The sequence below is a fragment of the Limosilactobacillus avistercoris genome (assembly GCF_014836425.1).
Taxonomy (GTDB): domain Bacteria; phylum Bacillota; class Bacilli; order Lactobacillales; family Lactobacillaceae; genus Limosilactobacillus; species Limosilactobacillus agrestimuris.
Window position 1 is genome coordinate 13,189 of record NZ_JACSQW010000021.1, and the last position, 21,430, is coordinate 34,618.

Sequence of the window (21,430 nt, forward strand, 5' to 3'; positions counted from 1 at the left end):
ACATGGCTGAAACGTGCTCACCCCGACCGCAAGCTCTATCTATTGCAACATGGTCAAAACGTGCTTCGCCCGAATTTTCTAGAGCTAGCGACCCCCTTCCTAGGCGCAAGTCGCCTTCGTCAGGAGAAATCGCTAGCCTTTCGGAAATTCTCTAGGGCGAAAGCACTCTAGTTGTATTCATTCATCAAACTTGCAAAGTCTTTGCCTTTAACCCAGTCTTCAAGGGCGTGTTCGGCGGTGAGGACGGCTTGGTCAAAGTTTGGTCGTTCATCTTTAGTAAATTTGCCAAGGACATGGCTGACAACGGTTCCGTGTTGAGGATGATCAATTCCAACCTTAACCCGGTTGAACTTATTAGTGCCTAAAGCGTTGATGATACTCTTTAGTCCATTGTGACCACCTGAAGCACCATGGGTTTTCAACCGGACCTTACCAACTGGCATATCAAGGTCATCATTAACCACTACTAAATCATCAAGATCAATATCATAGTAGTCAACTAGTGGACCTACAGCTCTTCCTGAATCATTCATAAAGGTTGTGGGTTTAACTAGCATTACTTTTTCACCATCAATCATTCCAGTAACCGCCACTGCCTCTTGTTTAAGGTGAGTAAAGGCCCCTAAATGATAGTCTCGTGCTAATTGATCAACTACCATAAACCCAGTATTATGACGGGTTTCATCGTAGCGTGTTCCGATATTTCCTAAGCCAACAATCATCTTCATTATTTATTCGTCCCCCTCTAAGCGAAATGCAAAAAGGCCGCCTTACTTGCAGCCCCGTGCTTATTTATTTCATCTAATTCTGATGTAGAATTACCTGCATGTTATTATACCGTAGCTATGACTAAAACTAAAACGATTCACGTTGATTACCATTCTCGACATTATTACATTAATTATTCTTAATTCTCTCATCTTGTTCTAATATAAGTGAAAATAATGTGTTATGATGTTTTATGCACTAAAACGTTTGTAGTAAAGGAAGAACATTATGATTTTCAGTTCGCTCATTAAAAAGAAAGAAGAACTTACAACACTCCCTGAAAATGCGACCTTACAGGAAGCATTAACAGTTCTTGAAAATACCGGTTACCGGTGTGTCCCTATTTTAGATAAATCAGGAAAGATTTTTCGGGGTAATATCTACAAGATGCATATTTACCGTCATAAGTCACGCAACGGTGATATGACTCTTCCCGTAACTTCGCTCCTTAAAAACTCCACTAAGTTTGTTTCAATTAACGCTGCTTTCTTCTCCGTATTCTTCGCAATTCGTGACTTGCCGTACATCGCTGTTTTAGACGAAAATAACCAATTTTATGGTATCCTCACCCATAATCGTTTACTCCGGATGCTCGCCGCGGGCTGGAATGTTAATAACGGAAGTTACGTCTTAACAGTTGTTGCCCATGACGAACGGGGAGCCTTAATGAATGCTGCTAAAGAAATTACACGGTTCTGTCAAATCGTTAACGTCATCTCATTAGATCCTGACCATTCGTCAGTGAAACAAGTCCTTTTCACATTACCAACCGATGTCGATCATGACCGGATGGAACGGATCGTTCGCCGATTAACAAAGAAGGGCTTTGAAGTAACTGAAATTGAAGACTTACATAAAGCATAAAAATAGGGAGGGAGCTGGGAATTAACCTCCTCGAGAGCCTGGTCGGCTAACCTAGAACGATGAATGATGATGTAATTATCAGAATCGTTCGTAGTTAGCCTCGAAGGCTCTGGTTGATTCCCGCGATTAGACTCTATAAGTTCAAAGAATATTAGTGACAGAAAATAAGGTGGTAAGAAAAAACAAAATGTTTTTTCTTACCACCTTATTTTTTTATTCCAAGTTTATTTTCGTCTCTGCTGGTTTAGTCTGAGCAAGAATTTTTCCGTGACGGACATTAGCTAATACTTCAACATGCTTGTTTAAGGCATTGTAGAAATCAGGAGCATTTAGCAAAATGAAGTTCGCTGGTTTGCCAACCTCAATTCCATATTTATCAGTAATATGAAGCGTTTTGGCTCCATTATAGGTAACAAACTTAAAGGCATCTTGAAGTTGGTGGTAACCCATTAAATGTCCTGCATAAACACCCATCGTTACTGCATCGAGCATGTTCCCATTACCAAGTGGGTTCCATGGATCTTGAACATCATCTTCACCAAAAGAAACATTCATCCCCGCTTCGGTTAATTCTTTTACCCGGGTCATCCCCCGTCGCTTTGGATAGGTATCAAATCGACCACCTAAATGGATATTGACCAATGGATTAGCTACAAAGTTAATCTCACTCATCTTTAACAGACGGAATAGCTTATAAGTATAAGCATCATTGTACGAACCCATGGCGGTGGTATGACTAGCAGTCACCCGATCCTTCATTCCTCGTTCATAGGCTTCAGTAGCCAAAACTTCAAGGTTACGTGAAGCTGGGTCATCGATTTCATCACAGTGAACATCAACCAGGCGATCGTAGTGATCAGCCAACTTCATCAGGAAGTGGACTGATTGCCAACCATACTCGGTAGTAAATTCAAAATGAGGGATCCCACCAACAACGTCGAGTCCTTCCTTAACTGCTTGCTCCATTAATTCACGACCATGAGGGAAGCTAAGAATTCCTTCTTGAGGAAAGGCAACTAATTGCAAATCAATTTGATCCTTTAATTCTTCTCGTAATTCGAGCAATGCTTGAGCAGCAATCAAATGGGGATCAGTTACGTCAACATGGCTACGAATGTGCTGAATACCATGACCAACCATGTTTTTAATGGTTGCCTTTGCCCGCTTTTTAACATCTTCAATCGAAAGATCCTGCTTTCGTTCGCTCCAGATACGAATTCCATCAAATAGTGTCCCCGTTTCGTTCCATTCGGGTTCACCGGCAGTCAAGGTTGCATCAAGGTGAACATGAGAATCAACAAATGGTGGTAACATTAATGCTTCGTTACCTTCAATTACTTGTTCACCTTCGCGTGGCTTAATTTCTGTTGCAATTTCAGTAAACTGACCATCAGTAACCCGAACATCTTTTAATTCTTCTTCGTTATCAACATGAACATTCTTAATTAGCATGACGTGCTCCTTTCCGGTCGTAAATGGCCATCAAAATGTAGTAAAGTACTCCGCTTAAAACCATATCAACAAAAGTTGCGCCAACTGTATTCGCAAAAATTGGCATCTGATGGACTGCAATAAAGAACGCAACCCCTAAGGCAAAGACGAGGTATGCAATCCAATTAATTCCGTGGTGGTACCAGTACTTACCATTAATTAACCCGAGCTGCTTAACATCATAGTGACGGTGCGCGCGAATGTAGAAGTCAGTGCAGATGATGGCAATTGTTGGTCCCAGAACCATTCCAACGTAATCAAGGAAGGATTCAAAAGTATCCAAGAAACTACCAACGAACATTGGGATAAAAGTTACCACCGTTGCTAGGAGAACCACAATCCATAATGAATATTTCAAACGTAGGCGGATAAAAATATTGGATAAAGCTGAACCAGCTGCAAGGAGGTTAACCGCATTAGCAGTCATTGAAGTCAAGATAATTACTAAGAAGGCAACTACACCAAGGCCAAGTTTGCTTGCAATCGTTGATGGATCTGAATTGTTTGCATTGTAGACGCCACTTGAGATTGCAATACTAATCGTAGAAATCAAACCAATGAAGGCAAACCATACGACCCCAATCAAGGCTCCCCAAAATGGTGTGTGAATTGCGTTATTTTTAATTGAAGTAAACCGGGTAAAGTCGGCCCCAGCAGTCACCCAGGCTAAGTTAAAAGCAGCAACATAATCAATCGCTGCCCCTGTAGCCATTCGTGCATTAGCAGGAACGTGCCAATCAATAATTTGGCTCATCGAAACTGTCTTAAAAACAGCAACAGATTCCCAAATCACAAAGATAAAGACAAGGATAATCCCAATTCGTTCAATCAATTGAACTGAACGGGAACCACTTGAAACACTGAGAATGTGAAGAACGCTCATAATTAAGATCCCCACAACTAAGCCCTTATCACCACCGGGCTGTCCCCAAATTGGCCAATGAAGTAGTTGATGGAAAAGAAGGCTAACCGATTGAGCAGCAATAAAAGTATTAACTGCCGTCCAGCCGATAAACTGGGTAATGTTAACTAATGAAGGCAGATAACTACCACGTTCCCCGAATGATGCTCGGCTAACTGCCATCGTTGAAACACCGGTTTTATAACCGATGTACCCAATCAAACTTAAGAAAACATACGATAAGGCTGATGAAAGAACTAGGACTTTCATCGCTACGGCAAATCCACAGGCTGCCAGGACACCCCCAACAAACCACGTTCCGTTATTTGCGTTTGCCCCAACCCAGGTTGCAAACATATCCCACCGGGTTGTTCGCCGACTTTTCACCGGGATACTTAAGATTGGCGTGTGTTGTTTATCTTCCACAATCGTTCCTCCTAATAAAAAATAGCCTTGAGTCCCGTAAAGAACTCAAGGCTAGCCAATTCGCGTGATCGACTATGGATCACTGCTTACTTATTCGGTAGTCTTTCGTAGTCTCACGGGGCTACATTAAAGGACCTCTAAATTACATAAAATTATAGCAGATGGATTATTAATGTCAAGGGATTAATCAATATAAATACGGTGAACCCGGTTGCTAATGTTCGTCATGATTTCGTAATTAATTGTTCCTGCCTGGTCAGCCAGATCATTGGCCGTTATTTCATTATTTCCCGAACGACCCAGCAAAACTACCTTTGTGCCTACAGGATAATGCTTAGGCAGCCGAACCATCATCTGATCCATGCAGACCCGACCAGCAATATCACAAAATTCACCGTCAATTAAGACCTTGTATCCTGTCATGCACCGTGGATAACCATCAGCATAACCAATTGGCAAGGTCGCTAACCACTCATCTTCTTTTGCAGTGTAGGTTGCACCATAACTCACTGATTCACCTGCACGAAGTTTTTTTACAAAACTAATACTGGTAACTAATTGTTCTACCGGCTTCAAATCTAATGTTGCATTTAATTCTCGACCGGATGGGTTCTGCCCGTACATAGAAATGCCCATCCTTACGGTATTTGCCGTAATCTTATCGCGGTGCCACATCCCGGTTGCGGAGTTAGCCATGTGAACAAATGGTGGTAATACATCTAAACTATTTACAAACTGTTCCCACTTATTAACCTGCTTATTAAAATAACCATTATCAGCGCTATCCGCCGTTGCAAAGTGAGTGAACATCCCTTCAAATTCGAATTCAGGATATTTACGAAGAACGGCAACCGCCTCATTAAAGTCATCGACAGTCGTAAAACCAATTCGGCCCATTCCAGAATCAATACCTAAGTGAACCTTCAGTGGTTTTGTCCAATGTTGGACTTGTGCCATCTGGTGGTATGCTTCAAGCCAATCCAAAGAACCAACCGTTAACGATACCCCAGCTTCCGCGGCAATGTGGGCATTTTCAACTGGCGCTATCCCAAGAACTAAGATCATCGCCGTTATCCCGTTATCCCGTAGTTCAAGTGCTTCATCAAGGATCGCTACACAAGCACCAGTTGCACCAGCGGCAATTGCTGTCTTTGCTACCGGAACAAGACCATTACCATAGGCATTTGCCTTCACAACCGCTAAAATCCTACTATCTGGAGCTAACAACTTTTTCTGCTCATTAATATTATGCTTAATTGCGCCTAAATCAACGATTAACTTTGTATCACGTAAACGTCCACTAATCATCTTTTTCCTCCAAAATAATCTCTGTCATGACATTTACTGCAGTATGACTGACCGAAGCATGCACCCTACCATTAAATGGGGAGTGAGTAACAATCGGTGCCCCCAACTGATTATCTACTATTTCAATATCTTGAAAACCGACCGCACTACCAATTCCGGTCCCGTACGCCTTAGAAAAAGACTCTTTTAATGACCACCGACCGGCCAAGTATTCAACAGCCCGTTGACCACCCATTTTTTCATACTGTGACCTTTCCGTTGGTGTCAGTATTTTAAGGACAAATTGGGGGTGCTTTTGAATCATCTCTTGAATCCGTTCGATCTCAGTAATATCGATCCCAATTCCTTTAATCACTGTCATGACCTCTTATAACTTAAAAATTTCGTTTCTTATATTATATTGAATTATTATTTTCTCACAAAAAAATAATAATTCGCAAGATTACATTATTTTACTTTGAACCTTAACGCAAATTATCTATAATAAATAGGTGTGAAAATTTAATTACGAATATCTTAAATTTTTGCATTAATAATTAACTAATTTACCATAGCGAGCTAAAATCGCTATGTCACATTTGCTTTTTATAAGCGAAAGGAGCGATTCGTAATCTTTAGTAAAAGTATTAAGAATCATCCTGCACTAACGTTCATCTTAAAAACGGTATTCTACTTTATCGTTATTCTCCTATTAATCTACCTATATGGTTATTATGGAGCAGGTCAAGAACCGTTCATTTACAATGAATTCTAATGTGGAGGAAATAGAATTGAATACAAATATCGTTACTGCCTTTGACCAAGTCGCCAAGGATAATTCAACGCGGGTTGCTTATGATGAAATGGGAAAGCAAACAAGCTATGGTGAGCTAAAAACTAATACTGATAGCTTAGCAGCTTGGCTTACTAAGCAAGACCTTACCCCAAAGAGTCCAGTCCTGGTTTTTGGTGATCACCAAGTTGAAATGATCACTAGCTTCCTAGCTGCACTAAAGATGGGACACCCTTACATTCCCGTTTCAACTGATTCCGCCATTCCGCGGATCCAGTCAATCTTAGATACGGCTAAGCCAGAATTAATTATCGCTGTTGATGATTTTCCAAGTGACAAGCTTAACTTCGATGCTCGAGTAGTTTCTAAAGAACAACTCGCCAGCGTATTAGCAGAAAAACAAGAATTTATTCCAAAGAATCCAGTTTCCGGAGATGAATTGGCTTATGTCCTCTTCACTTCAGGAACAACTGGCTCTCCTAAAGGAGTTGAAGTTAGCCATGATAATTTCAAGACCTTCGTTGACTGGGTTCTTGATACGGACTTTGATATTCCTGAACATGCTAACTTCCTTGGTCAACCACCATACTCATTTGACTTATCTAATATGTACTGGTTGCCGGCCTTATTGAATGGTGGAACCATTAAGGCACTTCCGCACTCAGTAGTCGAAAACTTCGGGCAAATGTTTACCGCACTACCAAACTTAGATCTAAATGTCTTTGTTGGGACCCCTTCATTTGCGGATATGTTAATGTTGAGTCCTGCATTTAATGAAGATAAGATGCCAGACTTGAGTATTTTCATGTTCTGTGGTGAGGAGCTAACCGTTAAAACAGCCAAGGCACTTCAACAGCGGTTCCCTCACGCGCGGATTTTCAATACTTATGGTCCAACCGAAACAACAGTAGCAATTTCTGGAATTGAAATCACACCAGAAATCGTTGCTAATAATGATCGACTTCCGGTTGGTTACGCTAAACCAGGAGTATCACTTTCCATCTGGGACGGTGATAAGCAATTAACTGAACCAGGTCAAGAGGGAGAAATCATTATTAGCGGAAATAGCGTAGCCCGTGGTTACATGAATAACCCCGAAAAAACTGCGAAGGCCTTCTTTAAGATTGATGGCGTTCCTGCTTACCGAACTGGGGATGCCGGAACACTTGATGCAGATGGTCTTCTTCACCACAAGGGGCGGATGGATTTTCAAATCAAGCTTCACGGATTCCGGGTTGAACTCGATGAAGTCCGGGCAAGTCTTGAGAAGAGTCCATTAATCAAGCAAGCTGTTGCTGCACCAAAATACAATAAGAATGGTCAAGTTGCCCACCTGATTGCTTACGTAATTCCTAAAGAAGAAGTTAAGGATCAGGAACAACTAACCAAGGAAATTCGTGAAAGCCTTAAGGGATTGATCATGCCTTACATGATGCCAACCCAGTTTATTTACCGGGATTCATTCCCAATGTCTGCAAATGGCAAGATTGCAGTTAAACAATTAATTAAAGAGGCTAACCAATGATTAATTGGCTTTCAAGTTTACCTAATTTCACTGCTTACGGGACACCTAACTACTTTATTTACTTATTGCTTGCCTTGCTCCCGTTAGGCATTGGTCTTTATTTTGGCAAACGATTTCAGTGGTACGAAGCACTAATTAGTTTTATTTTTATCTTTCTGATGTTTGATGGAGCTAGTTGGCAACAATTATTCTCATTAATTGCGTACGTAATTTATCAAACATGTTTAGTGATGTACTACCATCATTACAGAAATACAAAGAATTCAGCAGGTGTCTTTTACCTGTTCTCATTTCTCTCCTTGATTCCAATTATTGTTGTTAAATTATCTCCAGCAATGGTTGGTCATAACTCACTTCTTGGTTTCCTTGGGATCAGTTACCTTACATTCAGGGCTGTCGGAACAATTATCGAAACCCGTGATGGAATGGTAAAGGAGATTACTCCTTGGCACTTTATCCGCTTCATGCTCTTTATGCCAACAATTACTTCCGGACCAATTGATCGTTACCGGCGTTTTTCTAAGGACTATCAAAAAGTACCTGAACGCTCCGATTACCTAAAACTAGTTGAAAAAGGTGTTTTTTACCTATTTCTTGGTTTTCTTTATAAGTTTGTAATTGCCTACTTCTTCGGTCAACGGTTCTACCCGCACTTTGAACAAGCAGCGATGAGCGATGGTTTCTTTTCCTGGAATATGCTTGGCGTTATGTACACTTACGGTTTCTACCTCTTCTTTGACTTTGCAGGATACTCCCTCTTTGCGGTTGCCATTAGTTACTTCATGGGCGTTAAGACGCCAATGAACTTTAAGCAACCATTTAAGTCGAAGAACATCAAGGAATTCTGGAACCGGTGGCACATTAGTTTATCATTCTGGTTCCGTGATTACATTTTTATGCGGTTTGTCTTTATGGCAACAAAGAAGCGCTGGTTCAAGAATCGAAATACATTGTCAGCTACCGCCTACATGCTTAACATGTTAACAATGGGGTTCTGGCACGGAATTACATGGTATTATATTCTATATGGCTTCCTTCACGGACTTGCCCTTGTCGTTAATGACTGGTGGTTACGTTATAAGCGAAAGCACCTGAAGAAGATGCCGCATAACAAGTTCACAGAATGTGTTGCCATTTTCGTAACATTTAACTTCGTAATGTTTACGTTCTTACTTTTTAGTGGTTACCTTAATACTTACTTCTTTGGGTAACCGACATTTATTTAGGAGGATTTTAACAATGAAAGACGATATTATTAATATTTTAGCTGACGTAACTGGTCGAGACGCAAGTGACTTTAGTGACACTAGTGAAGATCTTTTTGCTGATGGATTATTAGACTCAATGGCTACAGTTAGTGTTCTCTTGGCACTTCAAGATCAATTTGGTATCCAAGTACCAGTTTCTGAATTTGACCGGAGCCAATGGAGTTCTGTTGATAAGATGGTTGATCGTGTAAAGGAGCTCCAAAATGACTAACCGCAAGCGGCTGTGGTATATCTTTGGCCCAGTTATTCTTGCCTTTGTTCTAATTTTAATTCTTTTTACAATGCCACTTGGTAGCCATTATTCAGCTAAGACTGAACAACGTGCTGCTGCATCACTTAGTCCCGTAATTTTTAAAAATCAGAAGATTAAGCAACAAGCACTTTCCGATAAAAATACTCGTTACGTTCCCTTCTTTGGTTCAAGTGAATTACGGCGCTTCGATAATTTTCACCCGTCCATTATGGCGGCACGTTATCATAATTACACCCCTTTCCTGCTAGGGCAACGTGGGGCACAATCACTCCCTCAATTCTTTAACATCACCACTATTGAAGGCCAATTAAAAGACAAAAAAGCTGTCTATATTATTTCGCCTCAATGGTTTGTTAAAAAAGGGATTTTGCCTCCCGCTTTTAAATACTACAATGGCGAATTAGCCGATCTTACTTGGTTAAAAAAGGCTAATCCAAAATCACCCTATGATCGCTATGTTGCAAAGCGATTGCTTCAAATGATTGGTAATAATGGTACTGTAGCTGATAACGCTACTAAAATTGCCCAAGGGAAGCCATTAAGTGGTTGGAATAAAACAGTTCTTAACTTCCGCTTAACCTTACTCCAACACCAAGATGCATTATTCTCTGGTTTACAGTTGGATAATAACTATGACCGTTTTGTTAAGCCAAAAGTAGATAAACTTCCGGCAAAATACAATGAAAAACAACTTCACAAGATGGCCATTGATAAGGCGGCTAAGGATACTGATAATAACAGTTTCCACGTTAAGAATTCTTTCTATACAAAGAATGTTAAACCTCACTTGAAGAAATTAAAGAACTCACAGCGTCACTTTAACTACAACCAATCACCTGAATATGGTGATTTACAAGTCGTGTTAAATCAATTTAAGAATAACAATACAAATGTAATGTTTGTTATTCCACCCGTTAACGGTCGTTGGGAAGCATATACTGGCATGGACATGCAGATGTATTACCGCACTGTTAACAAAATTAAATTCCAACTTCAACAACAAGGTTTTAATAACATCCTGGATCTTTCCCACGATGGGAATAAACCATATTTCATGGAAGATACTATTCATATTGGTTATGCTGGTTGGGTCAAATTCGATAGTGCAACAAGCAAGTTTATTGAACAACAGCAACCACAACCACACTACCGGTTGAGTAACCAGTTCTTAACCCAGAAATGGGCTAACCTAATTCCAACTCAACAAAACCTTAATCAATTTAAGGTTCACGAATTAGATAAATAAAAAAAGACGTTAACGTCCAAGTTTCTGAATGTTAACGTCTTTTTATTATGGCTCCTAGTCTTCTTTCCGATGACGAATGTTGAAAGAATGACGACTAGAATGACTTTTACCGTGGTTATCGTTACGGTGAGAACGACGACCACCATTATTTCTTCTTCGGTGATTATAGTTATTATGGCGACGATCGCGTGGACCACGGTAACCATGTCCAGAGCGACCATTACGGTGGCTCCGTCGTGGCAATGGTCGCTCTGGGGTAATCTTAACTGGAACATCACTTGCTGGTTGCTTTGTCATTTCATTCAAAAGAGCAGCAACAAGATCGGTTGCATCATGAGTAGCTAATAACTTCTCAGCAGCTTCCTGGTAACGTTCTGTGGAGTCCTGAGCGATTAATTCATCAATATCATTAAAGGCACTTGCTACTTGGCCCTTAAAGGCTTCTTCAGCAGTTGGTGGCTTCAAAGGAAGCATCCGGACGCGAGTTAACTTTTCAATCTCACGTAAGTAGTCCATTTCGTTTGGTGTTACAAAGGTTAAGGAAACACCATGATGTCCGGCACGGCCTGTCCGGCCAATCCGGTGGACATAACTATCAGGATCAGAAGGAATATCATAGTTATAAACATGAGTAACTCCCGAAATATCTAATCCCCGCGCTGCAACGTCCGTAGCAACTAAAATATCAAGATCGCCACGCTTAAATTGCTTCATAATCTTAGTCCGGCGTTCTTGACTTAGGTCACCATGAATTCCTGCAGCATTGTAACCACGGGCAACTAAACCACGAGATAATTCATCAACCCGTCGCTTTGTCCGGCCAAAAACAATTGTTAAGTCAGGATCTTGAACATCAATTAAACGGGTCATGATGTCAAATTTTTCGTAGTCACGAGCCCGAACATAATATTGATCGACAAGATCAGTGGTTAATTCCTTAGCCTTAATCCGTACCATCGTTGGATCGGTCATAAACTTAACACCAATCTTCTTAATTTCTGGTGGCATTGTTGCAGAAAAGAGCAGTGTTTGCCGATCAGCAGGCGTTTGGTTGATAATTGCTTCAATATCATCTAAGAATCCCATATTAAGCATTTCATCAGCTTCATCAAGAACTAATGTCTTAATATGATCTAATTTAACCGTATGCCGGTTTAAGTGATCACGAAGACGACCCGGCGTCCCCACGAGAACTTGTGGGTGTTGCTTCAAGTTACGGATTTGGCGACGAATATCTGCCCCACCGTAAACAACCTGAACGCGAACATGCTTATCCTTTCCTAAACGGAATAATTCTTCTTGTGTTTGAATTGCTAATTCACGAGTTGGTGAAATAATAATCGCTTGGATATTTGGATTATCCGTATCAACATGTTCGATAATCGGCAACCCAAACGCTGCGGTCTTTCCTGTTCCGGTTTGCGCTTGACCAATTACATCTTGACCCTTCAACACCATTGGGATGGTTTGTTCCTGAATCGGTGTTGCCTCTTCATAACCACTGCGCTTGATTGCCTTTAACAAACTATCTGACAATCCTAATTCACTAAACTTCAAATATGTTCCTCCTAAAAATTACCAGCCGACTAAACAAGCTCTGTCTGTCGGCTGGTCTTGCGATTTATTTTGTTGTTAATTTTGCTAAAACTTTTTCTAAATGGATCCCGTGGCTAGCCTTCAATAGCACGAGGTCCTCAGCATTAATGGTTGCCTGTAAATCTGCAACTAATTGATCTAGTTCATCCGTCGAATAATGATGAATTGCTGAAGCAGGATAACCGTTATTCTCCAGTTCATTTTGAAGATTCTTCATTTCTGGGCCAACAAGGTAAACCTCTTCAATCTTGTCAGCATCAATGTTTCCAGCCAAACTAGCATGAAGCCGTGCCGAAGCATCCCCTAATTCAAGCATATCACCCAATACAGCGATCCGCTTCCCGCTCGTTGGTAATTCTTCAACTGTCTTCAAAACTTGCTTAGCAGCGGTTGGATTTGAGTTATAAACATCACTTAAAATATGCTCACCCTGAGCACCTTCAATCCATTCCGCACGATTCTCGGTTAATTCGACATTCTTCAATGCCTTTTTAATGTGAGCTGGTGTAATGTGGAGTTGTTTACCGACAGCGATTGCCGCTAATGCGTTATTAACATTATATTCACCAACCATTGGAATCGTGAATTCTTCGTCTGGCCACTCATTAACCTTAAAGTCAATTGACGCTTCGTGTTGCTTAACGCTAGTTGCGTAGAAATTATCCGTTAACTGACGCCCAAACGTAATCTCGTGTTGTTCAACATCAGCTGCTCGCTCTTGAAGAAGTGGTTCATCACCATTAAAAATAAAGGTGCCGTCTTCTTTCAAGCCGTGAGTGATTTCCATTTTAGCATCGGCAATCTTATCACGCGTCCCAAAGAATTCAATATGAGCCTCACCAATCATTGTAATGACCGCAAAATCTGGTGAAACTAACTTACTCAGGAAATCAAGTTGTCCAGGACGATCCATTCCCATTTCAACAACGACAACTTCAGTGCTGGATTCCATATTCAATAGGGTTACTGGCACCCCAATCTCATTATTAAAGTTAGCGTGGGTTTTAGTAACGTTTAACTGGGTACTAAGGATTGAAGCTGTCATATCCTTAGTCGTTGTCTTACCATTACTTCCGGTAACCGCAACAACGATTGGATTAATCTTGTGCAAGTAGTACTTACTTAGTTCTTGTAACGATTCAAGCGGATCATCAACAACCAGAATTGGTTGATCATCTGCTACTGTTACATCATGATCACTTGCCCATAGAGTAGCAACTGCGCCATTGGCAAAAGCACTTTCAACATATTGGTGACCATCTTGGGCCCCTTGAAGTGGAATAAATAATGCTCCGGAATCGAGTTGCCGACTATCAAAAGCCACACTCGTAATTTCAACATCTTTCCATTGTTCAATATTGTTTTCTGCGCCGATTGCCTTCGCAATTTCGGCCAATTTCATTTTCATGGAAAAGCTCCCTCTATCTCCTATATCTAAGTCTAGCTTTTTAATTATATCACGTCACGAATAGATTAAAAAGCAGCACGATAATAAAGTCACCAGGTGCTGAATCTCGATAAACGGATCGGCTCCTGGTGACTATTAAATTGAAGATATTAAGTTAACAGTTACATTTCTTCTAGCCGCTTAATCCGGTCCTCAAGCGGCGGGTGGGTGTCAAAGAGGTGGGCAAACCATTTATGATGGCGGTTAAGCTCAGGATCACTAATGTATAGCGAGGAACTACTTGGCGCCACATCTTTCATCGGCTGTGCGTTTTGCAATTTCTCTAACGCACTGATAAGGCCATGGGGATTTCGCGTTAATTCTACAGAACCAGCATCGGCTAGGTACTCACGATTACGCGACAATGCCATTTGAGCAATTGAAGCTGCTAAAGGTGCTAAGATAATCAGCAAGATTGAACCAATTATGGCAAAAACGCCAGCTGCACCATTATCATCATCATTAGAGCTTCGTCTCCCTCCAAACCACCAAAAGTTACCAGCAAAGTTAACCAGGGCTGTAATTGCAGAAGCTAATGCTAAGGCAATTGTCTGAAGACGAATATCATAGTTCCGGACGTGGCTCATTTCATGCCCCATAACTCCTTCCAGCTCTTCCCGGTTCATAATTTGGAGAAGACCAGTTGTTGCCGCAACGGCTGAATGCTGCGGATCATTACCAGTTGCAAAGGCGTTAGGACTTGGATCATCAATAATGAACACTCGCGGCATTGGTACTTGGGCAACCATCGCCATGTCCTCAACCACATGCCATAGTTCTGGTGCTTCCTGTGCAGAATGAATCTCACGTGCATTGTTCATATTCATCACTACCTCAGTCGACTGGCTAATCATCACTGACATGTAGATAGCCACCAGAACTCCCGCAATAATAATTCCACCAACAGCAGTTCCAGCAAAAAGGTAGCCGATTGCTGCACCGATTAAAGCAACAAGGATAAAGAACCCGGTCAATACTAGGATCGTTTTCCGCTTATTACTTGCGATTTGTTGATACAACATTTTAAATCACCTAATCATCAAATGAAACCTTAGAAACTGACTTTGATTCCTTAGGTACTTGAAGGTAGTCCATTTGCTTAAAGTGGTGAATCTTAGCAATAATGTTACTTGGGAATGATTGGATCTTGGCATCCAAGTTAGCAACAGTTGAATTATACAATTGACGGGAATAAGCAATCTTATTTTCAGTGTTACTTAGTTCTTCCATCAATGATTGGTATTGGGTACTAGCCTTTAGATCAGGGTAGTTTTCCGCAACTGCAAATAATGACTGTAACGTTCCCGTTAATTCATTAGAAACTGCCATTTTTTGTGCTCGATCACTATCAGGAATATTTTCTAGCTGACTCCGGAGCTGAGTAACCTTTTCTAAAGTACTTGCTTCGTATTTACTGTAACCTTTAACCGTTGATACCAAGTTAGGAATTAAGTCATTCCGTCGTTGAAGCTGAACATCAATTTGACTCCAAGATTCTTGAGCGTGAGTTCGTAATTGAACCAAGCCATTATATAGGCCAGCGTACAAGGCGATTAGCAATATCACAATTACAATCATAACAATTGTCGCTATCATATTCTCTTCCTCCTCTTTTAACTTGTTATTTAACAAAATAATTTCTCAGTACCCACTATAATACCAAATCCATGGTTACTGAGCGATAACCAGGTCACTAATTTAGCAAAATATTAGCAAATTCGGTATGATAGAGAAAAGTTCTCAATGAGGTGGTCAAAATGAAGATTCTCTTTGTTTGTCTCGGTAATATTTGTCGTTCCCCAATGGCAGAAGCGATGTTTCGCCAAATGGTTGATGAAAAGAATTTAAGTAACCAGATTGAAATTGACTCTGCAGCAACCAGTAATGAAGAAGAAGGTAACCCACCACATCCCGGTGCACAAAAAGTAATGCGCCACCATCACCTAGATCCAAGCGGCCTTATTTCACGGCCAATCACTAAGACTGACTTTGATTCTGCAGACTATATCGTTTGTATGGATGACATGAATAAGCGGAACCTCTTACGGATGGCACCAGTAAATGATCGCCATAAAATCTACCAAGCATATGATATTGTCCCGGGTAAAGCTGGAACCATTATTCCTGATCCTTGGTATACTCACCGTTTTGAAGATACATATCAAAGTCTTGCTGAAGCCCTTCCCTACTGGTTAACTAAACTAAATAATGAAGTTCAAGCTCAATAAATTTTCAGCAAATTTCACTAATTTCTTGTGGTATAGTATAGTTACGATTAATGGAAAGTGAGGCCCTCAATATGGCAAAGTATGTTGTAGAATTAAGTGAAGAAGATTACCAAATGATCAAGGATTGTCATTCAAAGAATCCTTCCTTAATGAAGGCAATGGATGAAGCCAAGAAGGTAGAAAAGTAATTTACCTTAATTCCTAATAAATGCAGAGAGGACTCCAGAGTTCGGATTTACCTAGCTTTGGAGCCCTCTTATTTTTTATGAATTTCTTCCAGTTGTGTACTTACTGCTGAAGTTGTGTTGGACTTGTTGTGGAGCCTTATTAAACGACATCTTCTTAACATAACTCCCCCGGACCATTAAACGGTGAGCACCGGTTTCATCACACGTAATCAAGGTAATAATCTTGTCCTTGGTATTGTTAACAACTTCAACTTCTGATGGATCAATAATTTTCCGTTCATAAATCTTATATTCATAAACATTCTTCAAATCGGTAATATAGACCTTTTGACCAACCTTAGACTTGGAGTAAAGTGGTGAGAAAAGAACCTTACTACCATTAGCCATGTTATGACCAGCTAACGCATAGTTACCCTCACCCATCTTCATGTTTGGCCGCATTGTTCCGGCCGCCAAAGCTAACGTTGTGTTGTCGACTCCGTTAGCAATTGGAATCGTTAGGTCAATGGCCGGGACGGTAATTTCACCAATAATATTAATCGGCTGTTTCTTTGCCCGTGCCTTCGCAACTGTTTGGAGACTTAAATCTTGCGCATCACTATAGTCATAGTTAGCACTACTTTGCTTGGCTTGATTCTTTTGAATTGCTTGCCGAGTAATTTGTGGTCGGTAACTTTCCGTTAAGTAGTACTTTATCTGTTGGTTAAATATGAGGACTACTGCAACTAACAGTAGGATGACTACCGCAGTCCAGCGAAGCCAACCGCGAGCTCTTCTTTGCTTTTGTTGTTTCAACTTCAGAATTTCCTTTCATTTAGTAAGCTAGCAATAGTATAACCTGTTTTAAGTTTTTTGAATAGGTTAGCGATCATCATTATTCTGATTAGTTTCCCGCCGATTAACCGGATTATTAGGGTTCTTACCATCAAGGAGGTATTCCTCAATAATTTTCACAATTTGTTTATTCTGTGGAAGACTAGAATGCTGTGCTTCATCCCCAGTCACGGTCATCGTTGTATAATGGGCAACACGTTTTTGAAAGATATATTTACCAGCTTGAACACTTTCCTCAGGAACTAAGCCGTCTGAATCATAATTTTCCGTGCCGGCAATTGAGAAGACGTTCAGTGTCTTGGGAAGTTTATTCCGGTATTTTTTCAATTCTGTAAACATCTGTGTTGGTGTCTCAATTGACTTTTCCGCAAAGTTATACGGTGTTCCCAAGGTCATTAAACTTTTAATCTTAATTTGGTCGTCATACTCTGAATAATAATGTTCTAACCAGTATGTCCAAATTAATCCACCATTCGAATGACCAAACGCCTTAAAATTATTGAAATAGTATTGGTTAGTCAATTCACCGAATGCCTCATTTAACATTGAAGCTTGCTTTCTGATGTTAGAAAGACCATCTTTATTATTTTCAAAGCTAATAATAATAAACGGTTCGTTATCGTTTCGTGCAATCGTTCCGTTATAACTGATCTTTCCGTTATTATATACTTCCATCTTTAGAACACTATGTTTTTTCTGGGTATTCTTATTAAGGATTTGAATTAACTGGTTAAATCGCTCCTTAGTCGCAGAACTACCAGGAACCATAATTACCGGTGACATTCGTGACTTTTCTTGCAGTGCTAAATATTTGTTACTGTGTTTCATCCAAATATAGGTTGGCAAAGCGATTAAGACCAGTACAACAATTAACGAGATTAGAATTCGACGACTTTTCTTGCGTGGATTTTCCTCAATCTTGAGCATAATAATCCACCTCCGAAGGGTCTAAATACAGTTTCTGTTCAAAATGATCAATAATTTTAACAAACGGAATGAAGCACCAAACATCTAAGACGAATAAAGCTAACGTAAAGATCAATACGAGCCAATTCCCATTACTAGCGATGAAACTAATTAACGGCCCCGGTGTCCCCATTAAAACCGGATATGGTGTTGGTGGGATCAAATGGATCATAATTGCCCCAGCAGCAATCGCAATATTCACAACCGGTAATAATAAAATTGGGAACAAGTAAAGGGGATTCATAATAATCGGAAGACCAATCATTGCGGCATATTCTGAATTAAAGAGTGTGGGAATTAATGTCCACCTGGCAACCTGGTGTTGTCCCTGACTCCGTGAAGAAATAATAATTGCGACGGTCAAAGCAAGTAACAATCCGTTGCCACCAAAATTAGCAAAGGAGTTATACAAGGAACCACCAAAAAACGGGTGAGGAACATTCCATGCCGAACCATGACGAAGGGCATAACTAAGGTTGCTAGCAAATGGTCCACCGCTTAAAATCATTCCTGAATTGGCAATGGAACCTAAACCGAGCCAATCAAATGTTGTTATTAACATTGTTCCGGCAATTGTTAGTAAAATCCCCTGGTTATTATGGCCAACAGAAATCATCTGGGAATAGACATTTCGCAGAACCTTACTTAGCCAACCAAAGTTAAGGATATACGTAAAAATCATTGCCAAAATAACAGACATTACTAATGGCTTCATTGCGTACAATGAACGCTCACGGACACTAATAATCTGGTTAGTCTTTTGAAAGTTACATTCAACACCTAGCCAATGATATATCTGTCCTACCGCATAGCCAACGATCAAGGCAATTAATAAACTTTGCGTCCCTAAAAGACGCCAATTAAAATTGGTTGCCCGATCGATCGTAACGTGGCCATACTCAAATGCAATAATCAGGATCACTATAATTCCCGTTACCCCAGCGAGCTGAGAATCCCGATGGTAAATCCTCGCGGTATACTTAGCTGCTGCATAAGCTACTAATATCCCAAAAAGGTTAAAGATAATCTTATCGATTCCGATAAAAGCAGACTGCAATCCAGTCATTAACCAATCAGGAACCCAATCACCGAAATAGACAATGTTATAGAACAAACCATTTTGACTGAGGAAAGTTCGGTAGATCATTTGCGAAAATGATCCTAATAACGCAAAGGGAAATAACATTGACAGCGTCTGGCGAACCACTCGAAAAAACGAGCAGCCGTTCAGCTTCATTATTGCCCATATGAAACGTCGAAGCATAAATCATCATTCCTTTTGAAAAGCTAATTTCATTATACATACCTTAGTGTTGTCTACACCGATTTAAATAATAATTTAGATAAAAAAAGACGTTGGGAAATCCCAACGTCTTTTTTGAACAAGTAAAGTTAGTCTTACTTGAGACCGTACTTCTTGTTGAATTTGTCCACAGCACCATCTGCTTGAGTAAACTTTTGCTTACCAGTGTAGAATGGGTGTGAATCAGAAGTAACTTCAACTCGTACTAATGGGTATTCGTTACCGTCTTCCCACTTGATAGTTTCACTTGAGGTTACAGTAGAACCTGAAAGAAACTTGTAACCAGTAGATGCATCTTGGAATACTACTGGATGATAATCTGGATGAATTCCTTGTTTCATAATTTATTACGCTCCTTTGCCATGAATCATTGCCTGAAACATAGATAATCAACCCTATCAGGATAACATGAATTAATTATCGATGCAATAGACTAATTAAATTTTTACTGAGCTATCGTCTTCAATAGAAACTTTTGCTCCTAAGCGGTTTAACTTCCAAACGATCCGGTCATAGCCCCGAAGGATATTACCAGCATTATTAATTACTGTTTTTCCTTCTGCCATCAGGCCAGCAATCGTTAATGCAGCACCCGCACGAATTTCACCGGCACTTACTTCAGCACCATGGAGGTGATCAGTATGTTTAACCACAATCATCCCGTCATGAGCTTCAATACTCATTCCCATCTTTTGTAATTCTGGAATGTGCTTAACTCGCTTTGGATAGATCGTATCAACGATCGTGCTATCCCCTTCAGCAAGTGACATTAAGGGAGTAAGTGGTTGTTGTAAGTCGGTCGCGAATCCTGGGAATGGCATTGTCTTAACATGGATTGCCTTCAAATGTGTAACCCGAGGAACATAAATCTTATCGCTATCGATTTGGAGATCAACCCCCATTTCAATCATCTTACTGGTAAATGATTCCAAGTGTTCTGGAATCACGTTATGAACCATCACACCATCACCAACAGCCGCTGCCATTGCCAGGTAAGTTCCGGATTCGATCCGGTCTGCAATGATTGTGTGAGTATTCATTGATTGTAACGTATCAACCCCAGTAATCCGAATTGTATCGGTTCCGGCACCACGAATCTGTGCACCCATATTATTTAAAAATGTTGCTAAATCGATAATTTCCGGCTCTTTCGCGGCATTTTCAATCACAGTTGTTCCCTTAGCGCGAACCGAAGCTAAGATTGTATTAATCGTTGCCCCAACAGATACCATATCTAAGAAAATCCGCGTTCCGTGAAGACCGTTTGGTGCATCAAGATGAACAGTTCCATTATTTTCACTAACAGAAGCACCTAACGCCTTAAAAGCTTTCAAGTGTTGGTCGATTGGCCGTGGTCCAATATTGTCCCCACCAGGAAATGTTAAAGTCGCCCGATGGAACCGTCCTAAAAGGGCACCCATAAAGTAATAAGAAGCCCGTAAACTTTTAATTGCTTTGCTTGGAAGTTCAGCTTCAATGATCTGAGTCGGATCGATTTCCAAAAATCCGTGAGTAAATGATGATTTAACATTCATCGATTCCAAAATGATCATTAAGTTGTGAACATCCAAGATATCTGGAACAGTATCAAATTCAACTGGAGTATCAGCTAGAATTGCTGCTGGGATCAAAGCAACCGTACTGTTCTTGGCACCACCGATCGTAACTTCACCCGAGAGTCGGTTTCCTCCTTGAATGATCATTCTTTTCATGTCCGTGTTTCCTCACTTAAAACTTCTATATTTTTATAATATTTTTAATTTAATTTTAGCTAAATATTGACAGTTTCTCAATCAAAACAGTCAATAACAATGATAATTAAAAATTTAACAAATTACAACCTTTTGTAGGCAATCTTAAATAATTTTGAATGGTTATTTGGGTATACACTTTCTGGTATGGATAGAGATTCCATTCCAGATTTTTTTATACAAAAAAGAGGACATTTGCTGTCCCCTCGTTATACAATGGCAGATTGTAAAATTTAAGTTGAACATTTAAGTGGACAGAAAAACCCATCAAGGTCTTTAATGGTGTTACCACAAC

21 protein-coding genes are annotated in these 21,430 nt (G+C 40.3%); 7 read left to right on the forward strand and 14 right to left on the reverse strand.

All coding sequences use genetic code 11. The features are described 5' to 3' along the window. Positions 1 to 167: 167 nt before the first annotated feature. Positions 168 to 728 carry an aminoacyl-tRNA hydrolase gene (pth, locus tag H9564_RS07375; protein ID WP_182581442.1) on the reverse strand — a complete coding sequence of 187 codons (561 nt, stop codon included), beginning with the start codon at positions 726 to 728 and terminating at the stop codon, positions 168 to 170. 268 nt (positions 729 to 996) lie between these two features. On the opposite strand from pth, the gene cbpA reads away from it, so the two are divergent. Beyond that, positions 997 to 1,632 (forward strand): cyclic di-AMP binding protein CbpA, encoded by a 636-nt coding sequence (cbpA, locus tag H9564_RS07380; RefSeq protein ID WP_182581443.1) that lies wholly within the window; start codon positions 997 to 999, stop codon positions 1,630 to 1,632. 213 nt (positions 1,633 to 1,845) lie between these two features. On the opposite strand, the gene codA is transcribed toward cbpA, so the two are convergent. The 4 genes from codA to acpS form a co-directional block, all read right to left on the reverse strand. Continuing rightward, on the reverse strand, positions 1,846 to 3,084 hold the full coding sequence (codA, locus tag H9564_RS07385; RefSeq protein ID WP_191684864.1) for a cytosine deaminase: 1,239 nt from the start codon (positions 3,082 to 3,084) through the stop codon (positions 1,846 to 1,848). After that, positions 3,074 to 4,450 (reverse strand): cytosine permease, encoded by a 1,377-nt coding sequence (locus H9564_RS07390; protein ID WP_191684865.1) that lies wholly within the window; start codon positions 4,448 to 4,450, stop codon positions 3,074 to 3,076. The genes codA and H9564_RS07390 overlap by 11 nt, the downstream gene beginning before the upstream one ends. A 183-nt stretch (positions 4,451 to 4,633) precedes the next feature. After that, positions 4,634 to 5,758 carry an alanine racemase gene (alr, locus tag H9564_RS07395; protein ID WP_191684866.1) on the reverse strand — a complete coding sequence of 375 codons (1,125 nt, stop codon included), beginning with the start codon at positions 5,756 to 5,758 and terminating at the stop codon, positions 4,634 to 4,636. Further along, positions 5,751 to 6,113, reverse strand: coding sequence for a holo-ACP synthase (gene acpS / locus H9564_RS07400; RefSeq protein WP_191684867.1), 363 nt, complete (start codon positions 6,111 to 6,113; stop codon positions 5,751 to 5,753). The genes alr and acpS overlap by 8 nt, the downstream gene beginning before the upstream one ends. Before the next feature lie 255 nt (positions 6,114 to 6,368). Between acpS and H9564_RS07405 the strand changes: the two genes are divergently transcribed. From H9564_RS07405 to dltD, 5 genes are read left to right on the forward strand one after another with little or no spacing between them, the layout of a single operon-like run. Further along, positions 6,369 to 6,512, forward strand: a complete 144-nt coding sequence (locus H9564_RS07405; protein ID WP_081446198.1) for a teichoic acid D-Ala incorporation-associated protein DltX — start codon at positions 6,369 to 6,371, stop codon at positions 6,510 to 6,512. A gap of 16 nt (positions 6,513 to 6,528) precedes the next feature. After that, a complete protein-coding gene (gene dltA, locus H9564_RS07410) occupies positions 6,529 to 8,055 on the forward strand; it encodes a D-alanine--poly(phosphoribitol) ligase subunit DltA (RefSeq protein ID WP_191684868.1) in 1,527 nt (508 codons plus the stop codon). Beyond that, positions 8,052 to 9,266 carry a D-alanyl-lipoteichoic acid biosynthesis protein DltB gene (dltB, locus tag H9564_RS07415; protein WP_191684869.1) on the forward strand — a complete coding sequence of 405 codons (1,215 nt, stop codon included), beginning with the start codon at positions 8,052 to 8,054 and terminating at the stop codon, positions 9,264 to 9,266. Before dltA ends, dltB begins: the two co-directional genes overlap by 4 nt. Positions 9,267 to 9,294: 28 nt before the next feature. After that, a complete protein-coding gene (dltC, locus tag H9564_RS07420) occupies positions 9,295 to 9,534 on the forward strand; it encodes a D-alanine--poly(phosphoribitol) ligase subunit DltC (protein ID WP_191684870.1) in 240 nt (79 codons plus the stop codon). Then, complete coding sequence (gene dltD, locus H9564_RS07425) at positions 9,527 to 10,822, forward strand: D-alanyl-lipoteichoic acid biosynthesis protein DltD (protein ID WP_191684871.1); 1,296 nt, start codon at positions 9,527 to 9,529, stop codon at positions 10,820 to 10,822. Before dltC ends, dltD begins: the two co-directional genes overlap by 8 nt. 54 nt (positions 10,823 to 10,876) lie before the next feature. Here the strand turns inward: dltD and H9564_RS07430 are convergent, their stop codons facing one another. From H9564_RS07430 to H9564_RS07445, 4 genes are all read right to left on the reverse strand, one after another. Then, positions 10,877 to 12,379, reverse strand: a complete 1,503-nt coding sequence (locus H9564_RS07430; RefSeq protein ID WP_191684872.1) for a DEAD/DEAH box helicase — start codon at positions 12,377 to 12,379, stop codon at positions 10,877 to 10,879. Between the two features lie 64 nt (positions 12,380 to 12,443). Continuing rightward, positions 12,444 to 13,826 (reverse strand): UDP-N-acetylmuramoyl-tripeptide--D-alanyl-D-alanine ligase, encoded by a 1,383-nt coding sequence (locus tag H9564_RS07435; RefSeq protein WP_191684873.1) that lies wholly within the window; start codon positions 13,824 to 13,826, stop codon positions 12,444 to 12,446. A 161-nt stretch (positions 13,827 to 13,987) separates the two neighbouring features. After that, positions 13,988 to 14,887, reverse strand: a complete 900-nt coding sequence (gene htpX, locus H9564_RS07440; protein WP_191684874.1) for a zinc metalloprotease HtpX — start codon at positions 14,885 to 14,887, stop codon at positions 13,988 to 13,990. Between the two features lie 10 nt (positions 14,888 to 14,897). Next, the gene (locus tag H9564_RS07445; protein ID WP_225209607.1) at positions 14,898 to 15,461 is read right to left on the reverse strand and encodes a LemA family protein; all 564 of its coding nucleotides are present in this window, start codon (positions 15,459 to 15,461) and stop codon (positions 14,898 to 14,900) included. 161 nt (positions 15,462 to 15,622) lie between these two features. On the opposite strand from H9564_RS07445, the gene H9564_RS07450 reads away from it, so the two are divergent. Next, positions 15,623 to 16,093 (forward strand): low molecular weight protein-tyrosine-phosphatase, encoded by a 471-nt coding sequence (locus H9564_RS07450; RefSeq protein ID WP_191684875.1) that lies wholly within the window; start codon positions 15,623 to 15,625, stop codon positions 16,091 to 16,093. Between the two features lie 263 nt (positions 16,094 to 16,356). On the opposite strand, the gene H9564_RS07455 is transcribed toward H9564_RS07450, so the two are convergent. The 5 genes from H9564_RS07455 to H9564_RS07475 form a co-directional block, all read right to left on the reverse strand. After that, positions 16,357 to 17,076, reverse strand: coding sequence for a class A sortase (locus H9564_RS07455; protein WP_191684876.1), 720 nt, complete (start codon positions 17,074 to 17,076; stop codon positions 16,357 to 16,359). A gap of 66 nt (positions 17,077 to 17,142) precedes the next feature. Next, positions 17,143 to 18,042 carry an alpha/beta hydrolase gene (locus H9564_RS07460; protein WP_191684877.1) on the reverse strand — a complete coding sequence of 300 codons (900 nt, stop codon included), beginning with the start codon at positions 18,040 to 18,042 and terminating at the stop codon, positions 17,143 to 17,145. Beyond that, on the reverse strand, positions 18,029 to 19,345 hold the full coding sequence (locus H9564_RS07465; protein WP_318241083.1) for a PTS transporter subunit EIIC: 1,317 nt from the start codon (positions 19,343 to 19,345) through the stop codon (positions 18,029 to 18,031). Before H9564_RS07465 ends, H9564_RS07460 begins: the two co-directional genes overlap by 14 nt. 134 nt (positions 19,346 to 19,479) lie before the next feature. Then, positions 19,480 to 19,725: a type B 50S ribosomal protein L31 gene (locus H9564_RS07470; RefSeq protein ID WP_003717829.1), complete on the reverse strand. Its 246-nt coding sequence runs from the start codon at positions 19,723 to 19,725 to the stop codon at positions 19,480 to 19,482. Between the two features lie 96 nt (positions 19,726 to 19,821). After that, on the reverse strand, positions 19,822 to 21,096 hold the full coding sequence (locus H9564_RS07475; RefSeq protein ID WP_191684879.1) for a UDP-N-acetylglucosamine 1-carboxyvinyltransferase: 1,275 nt from the start codon (positions 21,094 to 21,096) through the stop codon (positions 19,822 to 19,824). Positions 21,097 to 21,430 lie beyond the last annotated feature (334 nt).

Coding starts and splice junctions, on each gene's coding strand:
- pth (WP_182581442.1), bottom strand. CDS start 728: ATGAAGATGATTGTTGGCTTAGGAAATATCGGAACACGCTACGATGAA.
- cbpA (WP_182581443.1), top strand. CDS start 997: ATGATTTTCAGTTCGCTCATTAAAAAGAAAGAAGAACTTACAACACTC.
- codA (WP_191684864.1), bottom strand. CDS start 3,084: ATGCTAATTAAGAATGTTCATGTTGATAACGAAGAAGAATTAAAAGAT.
- alr (WP_191684866.1), bottom strand. CDS start 5,758: ATGATTAGTGGACGTTTACGTGATACAAAGTTAATCGTTGATTTAGGC.
- dltB (WP_191684869.1), top strand. CDS start 8,052: ATGATTAATTGGCTTTCAAGTTTACCTAATTTCACTGCTTACGGGACA.
- dltC (WP_191684870.1), top strand. CDS start 9,295: ATGAAAGACGATATTATTAATATTTTAGCTGACGTAACTGGTCGAGAC.
- dltD (WP_191684871.1), top strand. CDS start 9,527: ATGACTAACCGCAAGCGGCTGTGGTATATCTTTGGCCCAGTTATTCTT.
- H9564_RS07435 (WP_191684873.1), bottom strand. CDS start 13,826: ATGAAAATGAAATTGGCCGAAATTGCGAAGGCAATCGGCGCAGAAAAC.
- htpX (WP_191684874.1), bottom strand. CDS start 14,887: ATGTTGTATCAACAAATCGCAAGTAATAAGCGGAAAACGATCCTAGTA.
- H9564_RS07445 (WP_225209607.1), bottom strand. CDS start 15,461: ATGATAGCGACAATTGTTATGATTGTAATTGTGATATTGCTAATCGCC.
- H9564_RS07450 (WP_191684875.1), top strand. CDS start 15,623: ATGAAGATTCTCTTTGTTTGTCTCGGTAATATTTGTCGTTCCCCAATG.
- H9564_RS07460 (WP_191684877.1), bottom strand. CDS start 18,042: ATGCTCAAGATTGAGGAAAATCCACGCAAGAAAAGTCGTCGAATTCTA.
- H9564_RS07465 (WP_318241083.1), bottom strand. CDS start 19,345: ATGCTTCGACGTTTCATATGGGCAATAATGAAGCTGAACGGCTGCTCG.
- H9564_RS07470 (WP_003717829.1), bottom strand. CDS start 19,725: ATGAAACAAGGAATTCATCCAGATTATCATCCAGTAGTATTCCAAGAT.
- H9564_RS07475 (WP_191684879.1), bottom strand. CDS start 21,096: ATGAAAAGAATGATCATTCAAGGAGGAAACCGACTCTCGGGTGAAGTT.